Source organism: Bacillus sp. EB106-08-02-XG196 (genome assembly GCF_013396335.1).
Classification (GTDB): domain Bacteria; phylum Bacillota; class Bacilli; order Bacillales; family Cytobacillaceae; genus Neobacillus.
Genome location: NZ_JABWSY010000001.1, coordinates 76,914 through 94,580, shown reverse-complemented (window position 1 = coordinate 94,580; position 17,667 = coordinate 76,914). Strand labels below are relative to the sequence as shown.

At 33.9% G+C, this 17,667-nt stretch carries 15 protein-coding genes; all 15 read left to right on the top strand.

The window, feature by feature from the left end; translation table 11 throughout:
- Window positions 1–75 precede the first annotated feature (75 nt).
- The 15 genes from MLOOGBEN_RS00425 to MLOOGBEN_RS00355 all read left to right on the top strand — a co-directional run bounded on the left by MLOOGBEN_RS00425 (window position 76) and on the right by MLOOGBEN_RS00355 (window position 17,667).
- Entirely contained in the window at window positions 76–1,056 is a 981-nt protein-coding gene (locus tag MLOOGBEN_RS00425; protein WP_179156295.1) for an NAD-dependent 4,6-dehydratase LegB, read from the top strand.
- An 11-nt stretch (window positions 1,057–1,067) separates the two neighbouring features.
- Window positions 1,068–2,243: a LegC family aminotransferase gene (locus tag MLOOGBEN_RS00420; protein WP_179156294.1), complete on the top strand. Its 1,176-nt coding sequence runs from the start codon at window positions 1,068–1,070 to the stop codon at window positions 2,241–2,243.
- 19 nt (window positions 2,244–2,262) lie between these two features.
- On the top strand, window positions 2,263–3,306 hold the full coding sequence (locus MLOOGBEN_RS00415) for a sugar phosphate nucleotidyltransferase (RefSeq protein ID WP_179156293.1): 1,044 nt from the start codon (window positions 2,263–2,265) through the stop codon (window positions 3,304–3,306).
- Complete coding sequence (locus MLOOGBEN_RS00410) at window positions 3,299–3,934, top strand: acetyltransferase (RefSeq protein WP_179156292.1); 636 nt, start codon at window positions 3,299–3,301, stop codon at window positions 3,932–3,934. The genes MLOOGBEN_RS00415 and MLOOGBEN_RS00410 overlap by 8 nt, the downstream gene beginning before the upstream one ends.
- A gap of 5 nt (window positions 3,935–3,939) precedes the next feature.
- Complete coding sequence (neuB, locus tag MLOOGBEN_RS00405; RefSeq protein WP_179156291.1) at window positions 3,940–4,935, top strand: N-acetylneuraminate synthase; 996 nt, start codon at window positions 3,940–3,942, stop codon at window positions 4,933–4,935.
- The gene (gene neuC / locus MLOOGBEN_RS00400) at window positions 4,932–6,098 is read left to right on the top strand and encodes a UDP-N-acetylglucosamine 2-epimerase (RefSeq protein WP_368737736.1); all 1,167 of its coding nucleotides are present in this window, start codon (window positions 4,932–4,934) and stop codon (window positions 6,096–6,098) included. The genes neuB and neuC overlap by 4 nt, the downstream gene beginning before the upstream one ends.
- Window positions 6,099–6,794, top strand: a complete 696-nt coding sequence (locus MLOOGBEN_RS00395; protein WP_179156290.1) for an acylneuraminate cytidylyltransferase family protein — start codon at window positions 6,099–6,101, stop codon at window positions 6,792–6,794.
- 94 nt (window positions 6,795–6,888) lie between these two features.
- Entirely contained in the window at window positions 6,889–7,119 is a 231-nt protein-coding gene (locus tag MLOOGBEN_RS00390; RefSeq protein WP_179156289.1) for a hypothetical protein, read from the top strand.
- A gap of 9 nt (window positions 7,120–7,128) precedes the next feature.
- Window positions 7,129–8,010 (top strand): acyltransferase family protein, encoded by an 882-nt coding sequence (locus tag MLOOGBEN_RS29650; protein WP_179156840.1) that lies wholly within the window; start codon window positions 7,129–7,131, stop codon window positions 8,008–8,010.
- A 660-nt stretch (window positions 8,011–8,670) separates the two neighbouring features.
- A complete protein-coding gene (locus MLOOGBEN_RS00380; protein ID WP_179156288.1) occupies window positions 8,671–10,353 on the top strand; it encodes a hypothetical protein in 1,683 nt (560 codons plus the stop codon).
- 20 nt (window positions 10,354–10,373) lie between these two features.
- The gene (locus MLOOGBEN_RS00375) at window positions 10,374–12,512 is read left to right on the top strand and encodes a hyaluronate lyase N-terminal domain-containing protein (protein WP_179156287.1); all 2,139 of its coding nucleotides are present in this window, start codon (window positions 10,374–10,376) and stop codon (window positions 12,510–12,512) included.
- A gap of 507 nt (window positions 12,513–13,019) precedes the next feature.
- Window positions 13,020–14,141, top strand: a complete 1,122-nt coding sequence (locus tag MLOOGBEN_RS00370; RefSeq protein ID WP_179156286.1) for a glycosyltransferase family 4 protein — start codon at window positions 13,020–13,022, stop codon at window positions 14,139–14,141.
- Complete coding sequence (locus MLOOGBEN_RS00365; RefSeq protein ID WP_179156285.1) at window positions 14,116–15,504, top strand: nucleotide sugar dehydrogenase; 1,389 nt, start codon at window positions 14,116–14,118, stop codon at window positions 15,502–15,504. Before MLOOGBEN_RS00370 ends, MLOOGBEN_RS00365 begins: the two co-directional genes overlap by 26 nt.
- A gap of 2 nt (window positions 15,505–15,506) precedes the next feature.
- A complete protein-coding gene (locus tag MLOOGBEN_RS00360) occupies window positions 15,507–16,499 on the top strand; it encodes an SDR family oxidoreductase (RefSeq protein ID WP_179156284.1) in 993 nt (330 codons plus the stop codon).
- Between the two features lie 58 nt (window positions 16,500–16,557).
- Window positions 16,558–17,667, top strand: coding sequence for a glycosyltransferase family 1 protein (locus MLOOGBEN_RS00355; protein WP_179156283.1), 1,110 nt, complete (start codon window positions 16,558–16,560; stop codon window positions 17,665–17,667).

Below are 17,667 nucleotides of genomic sequence, written 5' to 3'. Positions count from 1 at the left end.
TTCTTTTATTAATTAAACTAAATAATAAATACAACAAGAAATAAAATCCGAATAAATATATGAGGTGTAAGTTAAATGAGAGAAATTTTGGTAACAGGGGCAGATGGATTCATAGGGAGCCACTTAACTGAAGAATTAGTAAAACAAGGACATAAAGTCAAAGCATTTGCATACTATAACTCATTTAATTCTTGGGGATGGTTAGATACACTTCCAAAGGATATTATGAACCAGGTTGAGGTTTTTACAGGAGATATAAGAGACCCGAATGGTGTAAAAGAGGCAATGAAAGGAATGGAGGAGGTATACCATTTAGCCGCGCTTATTGCTATTCCCTTTAGCTATCATTCACCGGATACATATGTAGACACTAACATTAAAGGTACACTAAATGTATTGCAGGCAGCAAGAGAATTAGAAACTTCTAGATTACTAATTACTTCGACATCTGAAGTCTACGGTACCGCACAATATGTGCCAATTGATGAAAAACATCCTTACCAAGGGCAATCACCTTACTCTGCTACGAAAATAGGATCAGATAGATTAGCTGAATCGTTTTATAGAAGTTTTAATATGCCAATTACAATTGTTAGACCTTTTAATACCTATGGACCACGTCAATCTGCAAGAGCTGTAATTCCAACTATTATTACTCAGTTACTTTCAGGAGAGGAAGAAATAAAACTTGGGTTATTGACTCCCACTAGGGATTTTAACTTTGTAAAAGACACGGCTAATGGCTTTATTGAAATCGCAAAATCAAAAAATACCATTGGTGAAGAAATTAATATCGCGACCCAACACGAAATTTCAATAGGCCAACTTGCAGAAGAACTTATCAGACAAATCAATCCAAAAGTAAAAATAGTCTGTGATGAACAAAGGTTAAGGCCGGAAAATAGTGAGGTTAACAGGTTGCTTGGGTCTAATGAAAAAATCAAAAGTTTAACAAACTGGAAGCCGAAATATACTTTTGAACAAGGACTTGCGGAAACAATTAAATTCTTTAAAAATAATTTAGATAAATACAAAACAGATATTTATAACATTTAGGAGCGTGAAACATGAGTCGGAAATTTATTCCTCTTTCTGTACCTACCTTAAAAGGAAGAGAATTAGAATATGTCACGCATGCGGTTGAAACGGAGTGGGTTTCAACTGGTGGTCCTTATGTTAATGAATTTGAAGAAAAGTTGGCTGAATATGTAAAATCAAAAGGTGCTGTTTCTGTTCAAAATGGAACATCTGGCCTTCACATCTCACTTAAAGTTTGTGGTGTTACAAGAGATGATGAAGTTATTGTCCCTACACTAACATTTATTGCTGCAGTTAACCCAGTTAAGTATATTGGTGCGGAACCAATTTTTATGGACTGTGACGACTCTCTTTGTATGGATGCGGACAAACTTTTAGAGTTTTGCAAAATGGAATGTAGTTTAATAGATGGAAGGCTAATCAACAAAAAGACACAAAGGCATATTAAAGCCGTAATAATTGTCCATGTATTCGGTAATATGGCTAATATGGAGCAAATAATGGAAATAGCTGATAAGTTTAATATAAAGGTAATCGAAGATTCAACTGAGGCTATTGGAACTTATTATACCGAAGGCAAGTATAAGGGGAAATACGCAGGTACAATAGGTACGGTGGGTGTTTACTCGTTTAATGGGAATAAAATTATTACCACCGGTGGTGGCGGAATGATTGTTTCTAATGATAAAGAGCTGTTAAGAAAGGCGAAGCATCTCACAACGCAGGCTAAGAGTGACGAGTTGTATTATATACATGATGAAATTGGCTATAACTATCGATTGACGAATCTTCAGGCAGCAATCGGATTAGCCCAACTAGAGCAATTAGAGAGCTTTATCCAAACTAAAAGAGATAATTATAAACTTTATAAAGAGAAAATAAATAATATTCAGGGTCTTTCAATTCTTAATTTTGAAAAGGGCATTAGGAGCAACTATTGGTTCTATTCATTGTATGTGAATGATGAATATCCACTCGATAGAGATGAAATAATAAAATATTTAGCTTCAAAAAAAATACAAATAAGACCAATTTGGGGCCTAATCAGTGAGCAGAGTCCTTATGTAGGGTGCCAAGCATATAAAATTGAAAAGGCTAGTAACTATTTAGGACATGTTATTAATATACCATGCAGTTCAAACCTAAGCAAAGAAGATGTTCAATACGTAATAGATTGCTTAAGGAGTCCAGAAAAAAATCAATAGATTAATGGGGGTGGATAGATTGGATATTAATGATTTTTTGATTGACGAAAATTCAACGATGATAGAAGCAATGGAAGTACTTGATAAAGTGGCTAAGAAAGTACTTTTCGTTATAAGAGATGGACAATTTGTTGCTGCAATTACTGACGGTGACATTAGACGATGGATACTAAAAAAAGGTAACCTAGAAGCACAAGTGAAAGATATTGCTAACTACAACCCGAAATATATCTATGAAGAGGAAAAAATGTCTGCAAAAGAATATATGAGAAAGTATTCTATTGAGGCTTTGCCTATCTTAAATAATGAAAAAGATATCGTATCAGTAGTGTTATGGAATGATGAAATTAAGCGACAAAAGGATCTTCAAGTTCCTGTTGTTATTATGGCTGGTGGACTAGGAACAAGATTATATCCTTATACTCAAGTTCTTCCTAAACCTTTAATACCTATTGGAGAAATACCAATTGCAGAACATATTATAAATAGCTTTAATGAATATGGAAATAATCAATACTTTCTTGTCGTTAATCATAAAAAAAATATGATTAAGGCTTATTTCAATGAAATAGAGAAAAACTATGAAGTCAACTATGTTGACGAAGACCAGCCTTTAGGTACTGGTGGTGGGTTAAGTTTACTAAAAGGGAAAATAAATTCCACATTTATTCTAACAAATTGTGATATCCTCATCGATGGAGATTATGAAAAAATCTATGATTATCATAAGAAAGAGAAAAATCTTATAACAATGGTATGCTCTCTAAAAAATATTAAAATACCTTATGGTGTTATTCAAATTAATGATACTGGTGAAATAGAGGAAATGAAGGAAAAACCAAAATTCTCCTTCTTTACTAATACTGGTATGTATGTCGTTGAGTCAAGAGTGATTGAAGAACTTGAAGAAAATAAAGCTATTGGATTTCCAGACATCATTGATAAATATAAGAAAGCTGGAGAAAAAATAGGTGTTTATCCAATTAGTGAAAATGCATGGCTTGATATGGGACAGCTGGATGAAATGGAAAAGATGACGAAAAGGTTAGTGCAAAATGTATAATAAAATTCTTTTAATAGGTGGAGGAGGACATTGTAAATCTGTAATAGATACCCTATTAAAAACAAATCAGTATTCTGATATTGGTGTAATTGATCAAGAGGAAAATATAGGAGAAAGCGTCTTAGGTGTACCCATTATTGGATGTGATGAAGATCTATCAAGACTATATAAAACAGGATTTAATGAAGCTTTTGTAACTGTAGGTAGTGTTGGAAATCCGAAACTCCGTTTAAAACTTTTTATTCTGTTAGAAAAAATAGGGTTTAAGATTCCAAACATTGTTGATAGAACTGCTCATGTAAGTAATCAAGCTAAGTTAGATAATGGTATTTTTATAGGTAAAAATACGGTGATTAATGCTGGCTCTTTTATTCATAACGGTGCCATTATCAATACATCCGCTGTAATAGAACATGATTGCATTATTGAAGAATTTTCTCATATTGCTCCAGGTGCGGTTCTCTGTGGTCATGTTCGGATTGGTGCAAAAACGCATATTGGTGCAAAAAGTGTAATTAAGCAGCAAATAAGCATAGGTTCAAATACAATGATTGGAATGGGAAGTGTTGTGTTGAATGATATAGGTAATGGTGTTGTTGCATACGGAAACCCATGTAAGGAGGTTTGACCAAAGTGAGTGTTTACATAATAGCAGAAGCTGGAGTTAATCATAATGGGAGCTTAGAAATAGCGAAAAATATGGTGGATAGTGTCAAGGAATCCGGTGCGGACTGTATAAAATTTCAAACCTTTATATCAAAAAATATTGTCTCAAAGAATGCTAAAAAGGCAGATTATCAAAAATTCCAAACTAATTCTGATGAGAGTCAATTGGATATGTTAAGAAAATTAGAGTTATCATTTAAAGAATTTTTTGAACTAAGTGAATATTGTAAATCAACAGGGATTGAATTTCTCTCAACGGGTTTTGACTTTGATAGTATCGATTTTTTAAATAGTATAGACATGAAAAAGTGGAAAATCCCTTCTGGAGAAATTACGAACCTTCCTTATCTAATCAGAATTGCAAAATTAAAAAAACCGGTTATTCTCTCTACAGGAATGAGTACGATGGAAGATATTCGGATTGCTCTAAATGTTCTTATAGAAAATGGGTCTGGAGAAATAACATTACTTCACTGCACAACAGAGTATCCTACACCGTTTACTGATGTAAATTTAGCAGCAATGATAACGATACATAATGAGTTTGGTTTACCTTTCGGTTACTCAGACCATTCAAAGGGTATTGAAGTCCCAATTGCAGCAGTTGCGATGGGGGCAACTGTAATTGAGAAACATTTTACCCTCGATAGAAATATGGATGGACCAGACCATAAGGCAAGCTTAGAACCAAATGAACTTAAGGCCATGATTAGTGCTATAAGGAATGTGGAATTAGCAATAGGCAACGGTGAAAAATCACCTACAGAATCAGAGAAAAAGAATATGGTGATTGCTAGAAAAAGTATTATTGCTAATTGTGAAATAAAAAAAGGCGAGATTTTTACAGAAAGAAATTTGACTGTTAAAAGACCAGGAAATGGAGTAAGTCCAATGAAATGGTTTGAAGTAATTGGAAAAACAGCTGTTCGAGATTTTGAAGAAGATGAGTTGATCGAATTGTGAAGAAAATAAGTATTCTTACTGCTACAAGAGCAGAATATGGACTATTAAAACCAATAATAAAAAAATTAAATGATGTTTCAGAATTTGATGTGCGTGTAGTTGTTACAGGAGCACATTTATCACCAGAATTCGGGTTAACTTATAAGGAAATCGAGCAGGACGGAATCGCTATTGATGAGAAAATTGAAATGCTTTTAAGTGCGGACACGCCTACAGCGATTACTAAATCTATGGGGCTAGCAATGATTAGTTTTGCAGATTATTTTGAAAAATTGAAGCCAGACATGCTAATTGTTCTCGGAGACCGATATGAGACATTGGCGGTTAGTATAGCAGCGATGAATCAAAGAATTCCAATTACCCATTTATACGGTGGGGAAGCAACTGAAGGAGCTGTAGATGAGGCTATTCGTCATGCAATTACGAAACTAAGTTATTTACATTTTACAAGTACCGAAGAATATCGAATGCGTGTGATTCAATTGGGAGAACATCCAGATAGGGTATTTTGTGTTGGAGCAGTAGGTATAGAGAATATTTTTAACCAAAATTTAATGGATAAAAGTGAGTTAGAGTCTTCAATCGGTTTCAAACTGGATTACCCCTATGCGATGGTAACTTTTCATCCGGTAACCTTAGAAGATGACAATTCAGAAGTGCAGTTCCAAGCTTTATTGGATGTATGTAGAAGATATCAAAATATGAATTTTATATTTACAAAGGCTAACGCTGATGCAAATGGACGCATTATTAATAATATGATTGATGCTTATATAGAGGAAAACAATAATGCTATAGCGTTTACTTCATTAGGTATTATTAGATATTTAAGTGCGTTAAAATATTGTACTCTAGTAATTGGAAATTCATCAAGCGGGCTATTAGAAGCACCTAGCTTTGGTATCCCCACAATCAACATTGGAGACCGTCAAAAAGGTAGAATGAAAGCAGATAGTGTAATTGATTGTGAGCCAAGACATGGTGATATTGAAAAGGCAATTGATTTAGCATTAACTGAAGAATTCAAAGATAAAGCAAAGAAGACAGATAATCCATATGGGAATGGAGAAACATCAGACAAGGTAATTGTAACCTTAAAAGATTTTCTATTTAATAACCGAATTATCCTGAAGAAAAAATTCTACAATTATGAGGTGAGATAATTGCGTAATATTGCAATTATTCCAGCTAGAAGTGGCTCAAAAGGTCTACTGGATAAAAATATTAAGATATTAAATGGAAAACCATTAATGGCTTATACAATTGAAGCTGCTAGAAAGTCTAATTTATTTGATGAGATTTTTGTATCAACTGATTCTCATGAATATGCAAGGATTGCACATGAGTGGGGGGCAAGCGTTCCATTTTTAAGGAGTGATGAGTTATCAACTGATAATGCTTCATCCTGGGATGTTGTTAAAGAAGCTTTATTTAATTATCAGGAAATGGGAAAAGAATTTGATACTGTATTTTTACTTCAACCAACTTCACCACTTAGAAAATCAGAGGATATCATAAATGGATATAAAATTTTCAAGGATAAAAAAGCCAAAACTGTAGTATCAGTGTGTGAAGTAGACCATTCACCATTGTGGTGTAATACGATACCGGAAGATCATTCTCTCAAGAACTTTTTAAACCAAGACTTAGTAAAAGTTCCCCGACAAAGTTTACCGACGTATTATCGTATTAATGGTGCACTGTATATAATTAAATGCGAACACTTAATGTCCACTCAAAACATCTATAATGAAAAATGCTATGCTCTAGTCATGTCAAAAGAAACTTCTATTGATATTGATGATGCTATGGACTTTAAAATTGCTGAATTGCTAATTACTAATTTAGAGGAAAATTAGGTGGACAAAAGGTTTATTGAAATCCTTTTTTTCCATTTTAATTATGTATTTGAAAATGTAGGTAATTAATAATAATTGGAGGAGGTGGGGAAATTTGAAATTTGGTTATCAAAATGATTTGAACAGAGTTGATACAAAACTTAATACATTGACTTCGTTTCGATTCATCGGAGCCTTATTGGTTTTTATTTTTCATGCAGGGCTTTTAAAAGATTATAAAACGGGATTTTTAGGAGTAAGCTTTTTCTTCGTACTTTCTGGTTTTATATTAGTTTACAATTATAGCGCTTTGTTTGAAGGAGTAATAAATAATAAAGAGTTATAAAAATTCTTTATTGCAAGGTTTTCAAAGATTTATCCGATTCATATACTGACATTTCTTTTTGCAGTCCCATACTATTTTTTTATTCCACTAAAACATGAACCTATTCTGTATGTCTTTCAAGCTATAACAAATTTAAGCTTAATACACAGTTTTATCCCTTTCGGAAACATATCATTTAATGGCGTTTCTTGGAGTCTATCAGATGAAATTTTCTTTTATGCCTTGTTTCCTTTTATTGTCCATCTGATATTAAAATACAAAGACAATCTTCTTAGAATAGGTATTATTACAGTAGTTTGTTTTGTTTTTTTATTGATTTTATTTTCGATTTTGCCAAGTAACTTGGCCTTAACAAGATGGTTTGTTTATTTTTTTCCAGTTACCCGGATTTTTGAGTTTATAGTAGGAGTAGTATTAGGGGTAATATACCTCAAACTCCAAAAAAACTTTTCAAAAATGTCAAAAACTAATGCTACATTGCTTGAGATTATTACCCTAATAATGATAATTGTAACAGTTGTTTTATCTCCACAATTTAATGACAATCTTCGTTATGGGTTAGTTTTTGCTCCCTTTTGGAGTTTAATAATTTTTATTTTTGCATTCCAAAAAGGAATAATTTCAACATTATTAAAAAATAAAATTTTAGTTTATTTAGGTGAAATAAGCTTTTCATTTTATATGGTTCATAATCTTATACTGTCATATATTTTGTTTTTATGGAAACCTGATATTAACATGACTTTACTAATCTGTCTATGCTTTATTCTTACTCTGATTACTAGTTCCCTGCTATATCACTGTTACGAAGAACCAATGAGAAAGAGAGTTAAACAATTTTTTTATACAAAACTAGAATATAAAAAGTTTAGAACTAAGAAAATTGGTTAATTTATAGAAATAAGTATTTTTTTAAATTGTTAATGCCATAATTTTACGGTTAACCTAATGGGAAATTTAGTAACTGTATTTCTGTTGATATGTATTGGTGATGGATTACAGTTACTATTTAATAGTAACATACTATTTCAATATTTTATGGTCCATAATCTTTACTGCATTATTCATTTGTGGAACACTGAAGGTTACTCTTCTGAAATTGTTGAAAACTTTGATTATCCCCACCATTCCTATTAAAAGGTGGGGTAAACTTCCTCTTTTATCCGAAAATTCCCTTCGACTTTAATTTAAATTAGTTTTCCCACACCTAGCCATTTCTTAACCTTTTCTATGTCTGGAAGCTGCATTTAATTAATCACACATTTTTGATTACATTCATATATATGGAATAGAAGAACAAAAGGTTTTAGGAAGCAGCCACTTAAATCCTAGTACTGAGGCTTACTTCTTCAATGGTAAGAACCAAAAGCGATATTTTCGAGAGATGCCAATATATCATTTATCACCAAATGCTGGGGGTCTAGACAGACTACCCCAAACTGGAGGACAAGCTTCAGTTAACAAATGCAACCGGTGGCGGGACAAGCAACTTTAACCAATTATTTAAAAGCAATAAATCAATACAGTAAAAGTTGATGGAGGTGAATGTTAGTGGATGGTGGTTTATTTACAGGAACCCCGGATACATTAGTGGATTGCGGAACATTTAAAATGGAATTAATAGATGGTGGATTATTTCAGGAGATTTCTATAAATAAAAGCATCGAAACCCTTGAAGTAGGTGAAAACTTCTCCGCTATGGCTACAAGATACCCCTATGATGTGATGTATAGCAATATAGTTGAATGGGAAACATCGAACCCTGAAATATGCACGATACATTATGGGGTTTTAGAAGGTGTCTCAGAGGGAACTTCAATTATTACAGCTTTTGATCGTACAAGAACATATTCTAAAAGTTTTACAGTTGAGGTTAAAGAGCCAATAATACAAACTCTAACACCAACGGATATATATTACGTAACAGCTTCAAGTTATGGTATTTATTTAGATAATACCCATTCTTCTGAAACCACAATTGGAATTATCAATGCTTTAAACTTTGCTAAGTCAATGGGGTATAAAAAGATTTTATTCCCATATGGAACTTATCTTGTTACGCCAATGGCAGGTACAATAAATTTTCCTAGCAATATGATAATTGACTTTAACAATTCCAAGATAAATATCGAAATTAGTGCTAAAACATCGACCGGATATGAAATGTTTAAAATGGATAACGTGGAATACACAAAACTGGTTAATGCACATGTATATGGGGAAAAGGACTTTACAACTATTGCAGGGTCACATGAAGATTGTGTTTCTTTACTAATTGGTGATGCCTACAAATCCGGGTTTGAATTATGCACTTTTAGTAAATCACCTGGTTTTAACGTTAAAACAGAAACTAAACGTATGAAAGATGGTACAGGTGATGCCTGGTTTACCTATTCCAATTTTGAACCAGGTAATATTGATCATTCAGGTGTTAATGATGATAATATCGTTACTTATCATTTCCGCACACCTAACTTTATTGATATATCACGTTTAGGAAATTATTATATGGTGGGCTATAATCAAGGTTATTGGGATTATCGTTTCTTACGTTCACGATTATACAGCATTTATTTTTATGATGTTAATCGTCAATTTCTTGAAGTCCAACGGTACAATTTGCAATATTACTGTTACGATAAACCACAAAATGCCTACTATGCAAAGATTGTCGTTTATCAGGATACGGCCCCTACTTCCGGTGATACAGATTATAATGGTGCAGTTGCTTTTATACGCACATTAGGAATACCGCGAAGATGTTTTATTAAAAACTCTATACTTTCAGATAGTTGGACTTCAGGATTAGCAATGACTGGTGGACAAGATTGGTCTATATCAGGAAATACATTCACAGGTAATGGAGGAAGACCACCGGGGTGTGATACTGTCTGGGAAGATGGCTGGGATGCAATGGTGGGTGATATTGTTAAAAACAATACATTTAACTCCACATTAGGTATTGTAACGACAGCAGGAGCAAACCATTCTATTTTTGATAATACCTTTAATAAATCTTATATATATATATGGGAAAGAACACAAAATTGGCGAATATTTCGTAATTTATTTAACGGCAAGGGTGGTACAGTAGGGCAATTTAATATCCACCTTGGAACTCAAGGTGATTCATACTTCGCGGAAAATACACTAAAGGAAATAAGATATACTACAGGTAAGAACCACCCAAATGCAGCTTATGATGTTCACCTTATTGAAAATAATTTAATATAAATTATAAGAAGGTTGAGAAAATGACACAAAAGATTCAAATCCGCAGAGGATTAAAAGCAGATTTACCTGTTCTTAGTGAGGGTGAGTTCGGTTTTTGTTTGGACACAAAAGAACTATATATTGGTACAAGCGGGGGGAATGTTTTAGTAAACAACTTTTCCTGGTCGAACATTCTCGGGAAGCCTAGTTTTTCTACTGTAGCAACTACTGGAAGTTATAATGATTTACTAAACAAACCCTTTATTCCTTCCGCCTATACTTTGCCTATAGCTAGTACAACTACATTGGGAGGGGTAAAGGTCGGTAACGGTATTACTCTAGGTAGTGATGGTACTATTTCCGTCTCAGGTAGTACCGGCGGAACTTCATTTGAGGTTTATAAAACTGAGCCAATAGGTGAGATATTTAACCCACCAGCAAACTATAATGCGTGGTGTCCTAGCAATCTACAATTTGATAAAAAAAGAGGGGTTTACGCTGTTTTAATTAACGGGGCTAATGCTCACGTATTTACTGAATTAAAACAATATTTTTGTACAATTAATCCTGATACACTTGTATCAACACCACCCAAGCTGATTTCAGTGGTTGATACAAACGGGAATGCAGTTACGTTTGATGTATCTTCCTCAAATAACTTTATGGTATTCGAAGATGGAACCTATATGTACCTCCTTCGAAAAAATGGTATTTACCAGAGAATTACTTCGGTAGATGGTGGGGTGACTTGGGTAGACCGGGGGCAAATAGTGGTAAGTCCCAGCAATAGTTTAACTACCTCTAGCAATATTTGGGGCATTACGAAATTATCTAACGGTAGATTAATTTGCGGGTTTGGAGCACAAACTGAAGTTCGTGGAAAACTCATGTATTCAGATAACAATGGGGTTAATTGGACATTTGTATCTGTAGGTACTAATTACCCTAGCGGTACGACTAGTGCTGAGCCGTGTATTATTGAAGTATCACCTAACAAACTAATAAGTCTTGCAAGGAGAACAACAGGCGGAGCACCCGCAGGTAGTGTGCCTGAACCTGCTCTAATTTCGTTTTCTACTGATAACGGGGCAACATGGACAAATTACAAAAATTCGACTTCTATTCTTAATATGAATGCATCAGGAGCTACTGCATACGTACATGATGGCATTGTAGAAGTATTCGTAGCTTCAAGATATTACTCAACAACTGCTAATTCGAACACAGGGGAAACAGGCAGTATAACTCATTATATTGCAACAGTAGAGAATGCACTTAATGATAACTTTACGTTCAATGAAACGACTGTTTATGCAAATGCTACAAATAGTGTAAACTTTCATTCCCCATGTGTTTCGATTGATGATCAAAAGAGGTTATTGTTGATGTATATGGACGAATCAGAACATCAAAATGCTGCTGTTAATTATTGGTTTGTAAGAGGTGGCCTAGGATATGTTTCATACAAAAATCGTGATGGTGCAAAGTCTCCTATCTTTAGTTATAGTGGAAAATATATTGAATATTTAATCTCTAATTTAAGGACAGATTTAGCTACCCTTCAATATGCAGTGTCGCAAATAAGCTCAGGTGGGACAGGCGGAGGAAGTGTCGTTAACCCGCCAACAGGAACACTTCTTTGGACAAAACAATATAACGCTCAAAATGAACAAATACTATTGGTTAATGACCCAGATTTTACTGGTAAAACTAGTTGGGGAAGTACAAACTCTGTTTATAACCAATTAAGAACAGATGAGAATGGCATTACTTATCACTGGAATGGTAACCATTGGGGGATGGCTATAACAACAACAAAACCTAATTTTGCTATTGCTTATAAAGGAACGGTAGGTAACAATTCAGTTGGCTTACCTGTTGTTGGTGCTCTTATCAATGGAGTTGGTTATGGTATTTACAAAATAGGACCGTCATACGGATTATCTCGTGCTACACTTTATGATTTCAGATTTGAATATTGGAATGGTACAATGAAAGCATTTGTTAATGATAATGAAGTAGCAGTTAAAACATTCCCATTTGATTCAACAAACGTAATTAATTACACATACCTAACCAATGTTATCGGTACTGTGGATAAGACGAAAATATATGCTATCCATGGAGGTTATAGTAGCGGTAATATCTACGAAGTTAAGTTCGGTGAATGGGATAACTAAAGAATATTGAACAAAATAGTTACAATCTTAGAGGGCTGAATTCAGTCCTCTTTTTATTTGAGGTTGAATTAGGAAGTATTATACAAAATATGAGCAAAGGAATAGGCACAATTATAGGTTATCTTATGTTGGGAGTGTTTTGCTACAGATTCTACTATCCTTTTATTGTCTAGTGGATAAATTTTTACAACTATTTCAAAATAATAACAAGTCATTTAAAATATAGTGTTGACTATAATGCCTTTAAGTAATATTATAATCATATAAACATGTTCTCAATAGAGAACTACAATATTATTTATAACTATAGATTCAAACGATTTATAGAATAGAGAGAGGGCTTGTATCTAAATATAAAAGCCTCTTGATTTTTTTTGATTCATTGTTCTTTTTAATGAACAATAATTTTCTAAGGAAAATGTTGTTTTATTGACAGATGCAATCGTGGATGGGGATATAACTGAAGCTGGAGCTTATGTTTGCTACCGGTTAGGGAGAGTTTAAAAAATGAAAATTCTTGTTTTAGCTAACTTCGGTATGGGTTTATATAATTTTCGAAAAGAATTATTAGAAGAACTAATAAATCAAAATAATGAGGTTTATATTTCGTTACCAAGTGATGATTATGTACCAAAGCTAAAAAGTTTAGGGTGTGAATTTGTAGAGACTCATCTAGATAAACGTGGAACCAATCCAATTAAAGATTTAAAGCTTTTGTTTCATTACATAAATATAATAAAACGAATCAAACCAGACGTTGTTTTAACTTATACGATTAAACCGAATGTATATGGGGGCCTAGCGTGTAGAATGACAAAAACACCGTACATCACAAACATCACAGGGCTAGGTACAGCAGTTGAAAATAAAGGTCTAATTCAAAGGGTCACGGTGATGCTTTATAAATTTGGATTAAAAAAGGCATCATGCTTATTTTTTCAAAATGAAACGAATCTAAAGTTCTTTATTGATCAGAAGATTATAAAGAACAAGACAAGATTGGTTCCTGGTTCCGGTGTGAATTTAAAGCAACATACTCTTGAAGAATATCCCGAGAATGAACAGAATAACAGATTCCTCTTTATTGGACGAATCATGAAATCAAAGGGGATAGAGGAGCTGCTGCAAGCGGCTAAAATTGTCAAACTAAAATATCCAAATACTCAATTTGATTTAATTGGTCATTGTGAAGAAGATTATCAACAACAATTAGGTGAATTAAATAAATCAGAGGTAATAAACTATCACGGTCAACAGGAAGATGTACATTCGTTTATCAAAAAATCTCACGCTACCATCCTTCCTTCCTATCATGAGGGAACCGCTAATGTATTGCTGGAATCTGCCTCATCAGGACGTGCTGTGCTGGCATCTAGAGTGCCTGGTTGTAAAGAAACTTTTGACGAAGATATAAGTGGTTTTGGTTTTGAAGTTAGGAGTGTTGATAGTTTAGTTGAAGCCATAATTAAATTTATTAATCTGCCTTATGAGCAAAAAAAAGCAATGGGCATAGCTGGTCGCAAAAAGATGGAAAGAGAATATGATAGGAAAATTGTGATTCAAGCATATATGGATGAAATTAAGAATTTAAAGGGGGAACGATATGAATTTATACGAAAAGATTGTTAACAGGGAAGAAAAAGTATCACTAATTGGACTTGGCTATGTTGGTATGCCTATTGCCGTTTCCTTTGCAAAGAAGGTTGATGTCATTGGCTTTGATGTGAATAAGGAAAAGATTGAACTCTATAAAAAGGGTATTGATCCTACAAAAGAAGTGGGAAATGTAGTAATTAAAAATACAGCAGTTAATTTCACCTCAGACGAAAAAAAGCTAAGAGAGGCAAAATTTCATATTGTAGCAGTACCAACACCTGTAAGAGAAGATCGTACACCAGATTTAACCCCGGTAGAATCAGCCAGTCGTATTCTTGCTAGAAATTTAACAAAAGGATCAATTGTTGTTTTCGAATCTACTGTATATCCAGGAGTAACTGAGGAAATCTGTGTTCCCATTTTGGAAAAAGAATCTGGTTTAAAGTGTGGAGTAGATTTTAAAGTTGGATATTCACCAGAGAGAATTAATCCTGGGGATCAAGAACATAGATTGGAAACTATTATTAAAGTAGTTGCAGGGATGGATAAAGAGACGCTTGATATCGTGGCAAAAGTGTATGAGTTAGTTGTTAATGCCGGTGTTTATAAAGCGGAAAGCATTAAAGTAGCTGAAGCAGCAAAGGTGATTGAAAATTCCCAACGAGATATTAACATTGCTTTTATGAACGAGCTCTCGATTATCTTTAATAAGATGGGCATTGATACCAAATCAGTACTAGAGGCGGCAGGAACGAAGTGGAACTTTCTGAAATTCTATCCTGGTCTTGTAGGCGGCCACTGTATTGGTGTAGATCCATATTATCTTACCTACAAAGCGGAACAAATGGGCTATTATTCTCAGATTATACTATCAGGAAGAAAAATTAATGATGATATGGGTAAGTATGTGGCTGAAAGTACGGTAAAGAGTATGATAAAGGCCAATAAACAAATAAATGGATCAAAAGTTGCTATCTTTGGAGTTACCTTTAAAGAGAACTGTCCAGATGTTCGTAATTCAAAAGTAGTAGATGTTATTAGGGAACTTGAAGAGTATGGAATACAGGTAAAAGTGGTTGATCCTCTAGCGGATAGAGACGATCTTTGGCATGAATATAGAATTAATCCAAGTGAGGTCCATGAAATTAAAGATATGGACGCAATAATCTTTGCCGTTCCACATGATGAGTTTAAATCTATTAGTTTAGAGGCCGTAAAAGGTATGTTTAAACCATCAGGGTATAAGTATATTCACTTTGAATCTATGAATGAAGTAGCGGCAGCCTCTGAGTTTAACACAGTTGTTGAAAATAATAAACATGTATTAATGGATATCAAGGGAGTTTTTAATCGAACAAAAGCAGAGAATATGGGCATTTTATATTGGAGGTTATAAAGATGGGATATGAAAATATTAGGTTTCCAGAAGGATCAAAGTTTTTAGTAACCGGATCAGCAGGATTTATTGGTTCCAATTTAGTTGAAGCAATACTAAATTTAGGCTATCAAGTTAGAGGACTTGATAATTTTTCAACGGGAAAAAGAGAAAATGTAGAACAGTTTATATCTAATTCTAACTATGAATTCATTGAAGGAGATATTTGTGAATTTAGTAGATGCATGGAAGCTTGTGAAGGGATAGATTATGTCCTTCATCAAGCTGCATGGGGAAGCGTACCTAGAAGTATTGAGATGCCTCTACTATATGAAGAGATTAATATTAAAGGTACTTTAAACATGATGGAGGCAGCAAGACAGAGTGGTGTCAAAAAATTTGTTTATGCTTCAAGTTCATCCGTATATGGTGACGAGCCCAATCTACCTAAGAAGGAAGGAAAGGAAGGAAATTTATTATCACCATATGCACTTACCAAAAGGGTAGATGAAGAATATGGAAGGCTCTATACAAAGCTATACAATCTTGAAACCTATGGTTTACGATATTTCAATGTATTTGGAAGAAGACAGGATCCCGATGGAGTATATGCAGCAGTTATTCCAAAATTTATTAAACAATTACTAAACGGTGAAAGTCCAATGATTAATGGTGATGGGCAGCAGAGCAGGGATTTTACTTATATTGAAAATGTAATTGAGGCTAATTTGAAGGCATGTAATGCAAAGAGTGAAGCAGCAGGACATGCCTACAATATTGCTTACGGTGGAAGAGAGTTTTTAATCGATATCTATAATCAGTTGTTGAATGCATTAGGGAAGGATATTCAACCCCTCTTTGGACCAACGAGAAAAGGAGATATTAAGCATAGTAATGCCGATATATCTAAAGCACAAGAAATGCTTGGGTATGAACCAGAATGGAGTTTCGAGCAAGGAATTGAAGCTGCAATAGAATGGTATAAAAATAATTTGGGAAGTTTAAGCCATTCCTAGTTTTGTAGAGTTAACGCCCAATAGGTTATATGAAACGGCTACAAATAGGAGGATAGTGATGAGTAAACCGATTAGAGTTCTACACGTAGTAGTCAATATGAACAGGGGCGGTGCTGAAACGCTGGTTATGAATTTATATCGGAATATAGACCGCACCAAAGTTCAATTCGATTTCCTAACGTGTAAAGAAGGAATTTTTGATAGTGAAATTAAGGAACTTGGGGGGACCATACATCGGATTCCCTATGTTAGCGAAGTGGGGCATTTTGGATATTTAAAATCCCTTAACAATTTTTTCTCTACTAATAACGAGTATACAATTGTACATTCTCATTTAAATCGGATGAGTGGTTTTGTACTTCGTGCTGCAAAGAGAGCTGGGATTCGATATTGTATAACTCACAGTCATAATACCGGCGGGGAAGGTGGCCTTTTGGCCAAGGGATATAAATGGTATTCAGGGTTATTTATTCCATCCAACTCTGATTATACCTTAGCCTGCTCCCAAGCTGCTGCCAAATGGTTATTTGGCAGAAAATCAAATGACGCAAGACTACTTAATAATGGAATAGAACCAGAGATGTTTAGTTATTCTCCCGATATTAGAATGAGGAAAAGAAAAGAATTAGGGATTAGTGACCAAATAGTTATTGGACATGTTGGCAGATTTACAAAACAAAAAAATCACATGTTTTTAATTGAAGTTTTTGCGGAATTTGTTAAAAGAAAACCAGAATCAACTTTATTATTATGTGGTGACGGCGTATTACGGAAAGATATTGAAAGAAAAGTATATGAATTAAATCTACAAAAAGAAGTTAAATTCCTGGGTGTCAGAAGCGATATTAACCAATTACTACAAGCTTTTGACCTATTTTTATTTCCATCTTTACATGAAGGATTGCCAGTCACTCTTATCGAGGCGCAAGCTGCAGGAATACCTTGTTTGATATCCGATGAAATTACTAACGAGGTTGACATGGGGTTAGATTTATTGAAGTTTTTAGAACTAACAAGTGTAGATTCCTGGGTTGCTGAACTAGAGAACTTTAGTATGGAACAAAGAGAACGTAATACTTCTAAACTAAAAATGTTAAGAGACAAAGGCTATGATATAAAAAATACAGCAAGTTGGCTTGAAGATTTTTATATATCAAATTCGAGGTGA

Excerpts from the sequence above, each read along its gene's own strand:
- MLOOGBEN_RS00425 (WP_179156295.1), top strand. The coding sequence starts at position 76 with ATGAGAGAAATTTTGGTAACAGGGGCAGATGGATTCATAGGGAGCCAC.
- MLOOGBEN_RS00420 (WP_179156294.1), top strand. The coding sequence starts at position 1,068 with ATGAGTCGGAAATTTATTCCTCTTTCTGTACCTACCTTAAAAGGAAGA.
- MLOOGBEN_RS00410 (WP_179156292.1), top strand. The coding sequence starts at position 3,299 with ATGTATAATAAAATTCTTTTAATAGGTGGAGGAGGACATTGTAAATCT.
- MLOOGBEN_RS00375 (WP_179156287.1), top strand. The coding sequence starts at position 10,374 with ATGACACAAAAGATTCAAATCCGCAGAGGATTAAAAGCAGATTTACCT.
- MLOOGBEN_RS00370 (WP_179156286.1), top strand. The coding sequence starts at position 13,020 with ATGAAAATTCTTGTTTTAGCTAACTTCGGTATGGGTTTATATAATTTT.
- MLOOGBEN_RS00365 (WP_179156285.1), top strand. The coding sequence starts at position 14,116 with ATGAATTTATACGAAAAGATTGTTAACAGGGAAGAAAAAGTATCACTA.
- MLOOGBEN_RS00360 (WP_179156284.1), top strand. The coding sequence starts at position 15,507 with ATGGGATATGAAAATATTAGGTTTCCAGAAGGATCAAAGTTTTTAGTA.
- MLOOGBEN_RS00355 (WP_179156283.1), top strand. The coding sequence starts at position 16,558 with ATGAGTAAACCGATTAGAGTTCTACACGTAGTAGTCAATATGAACAGG.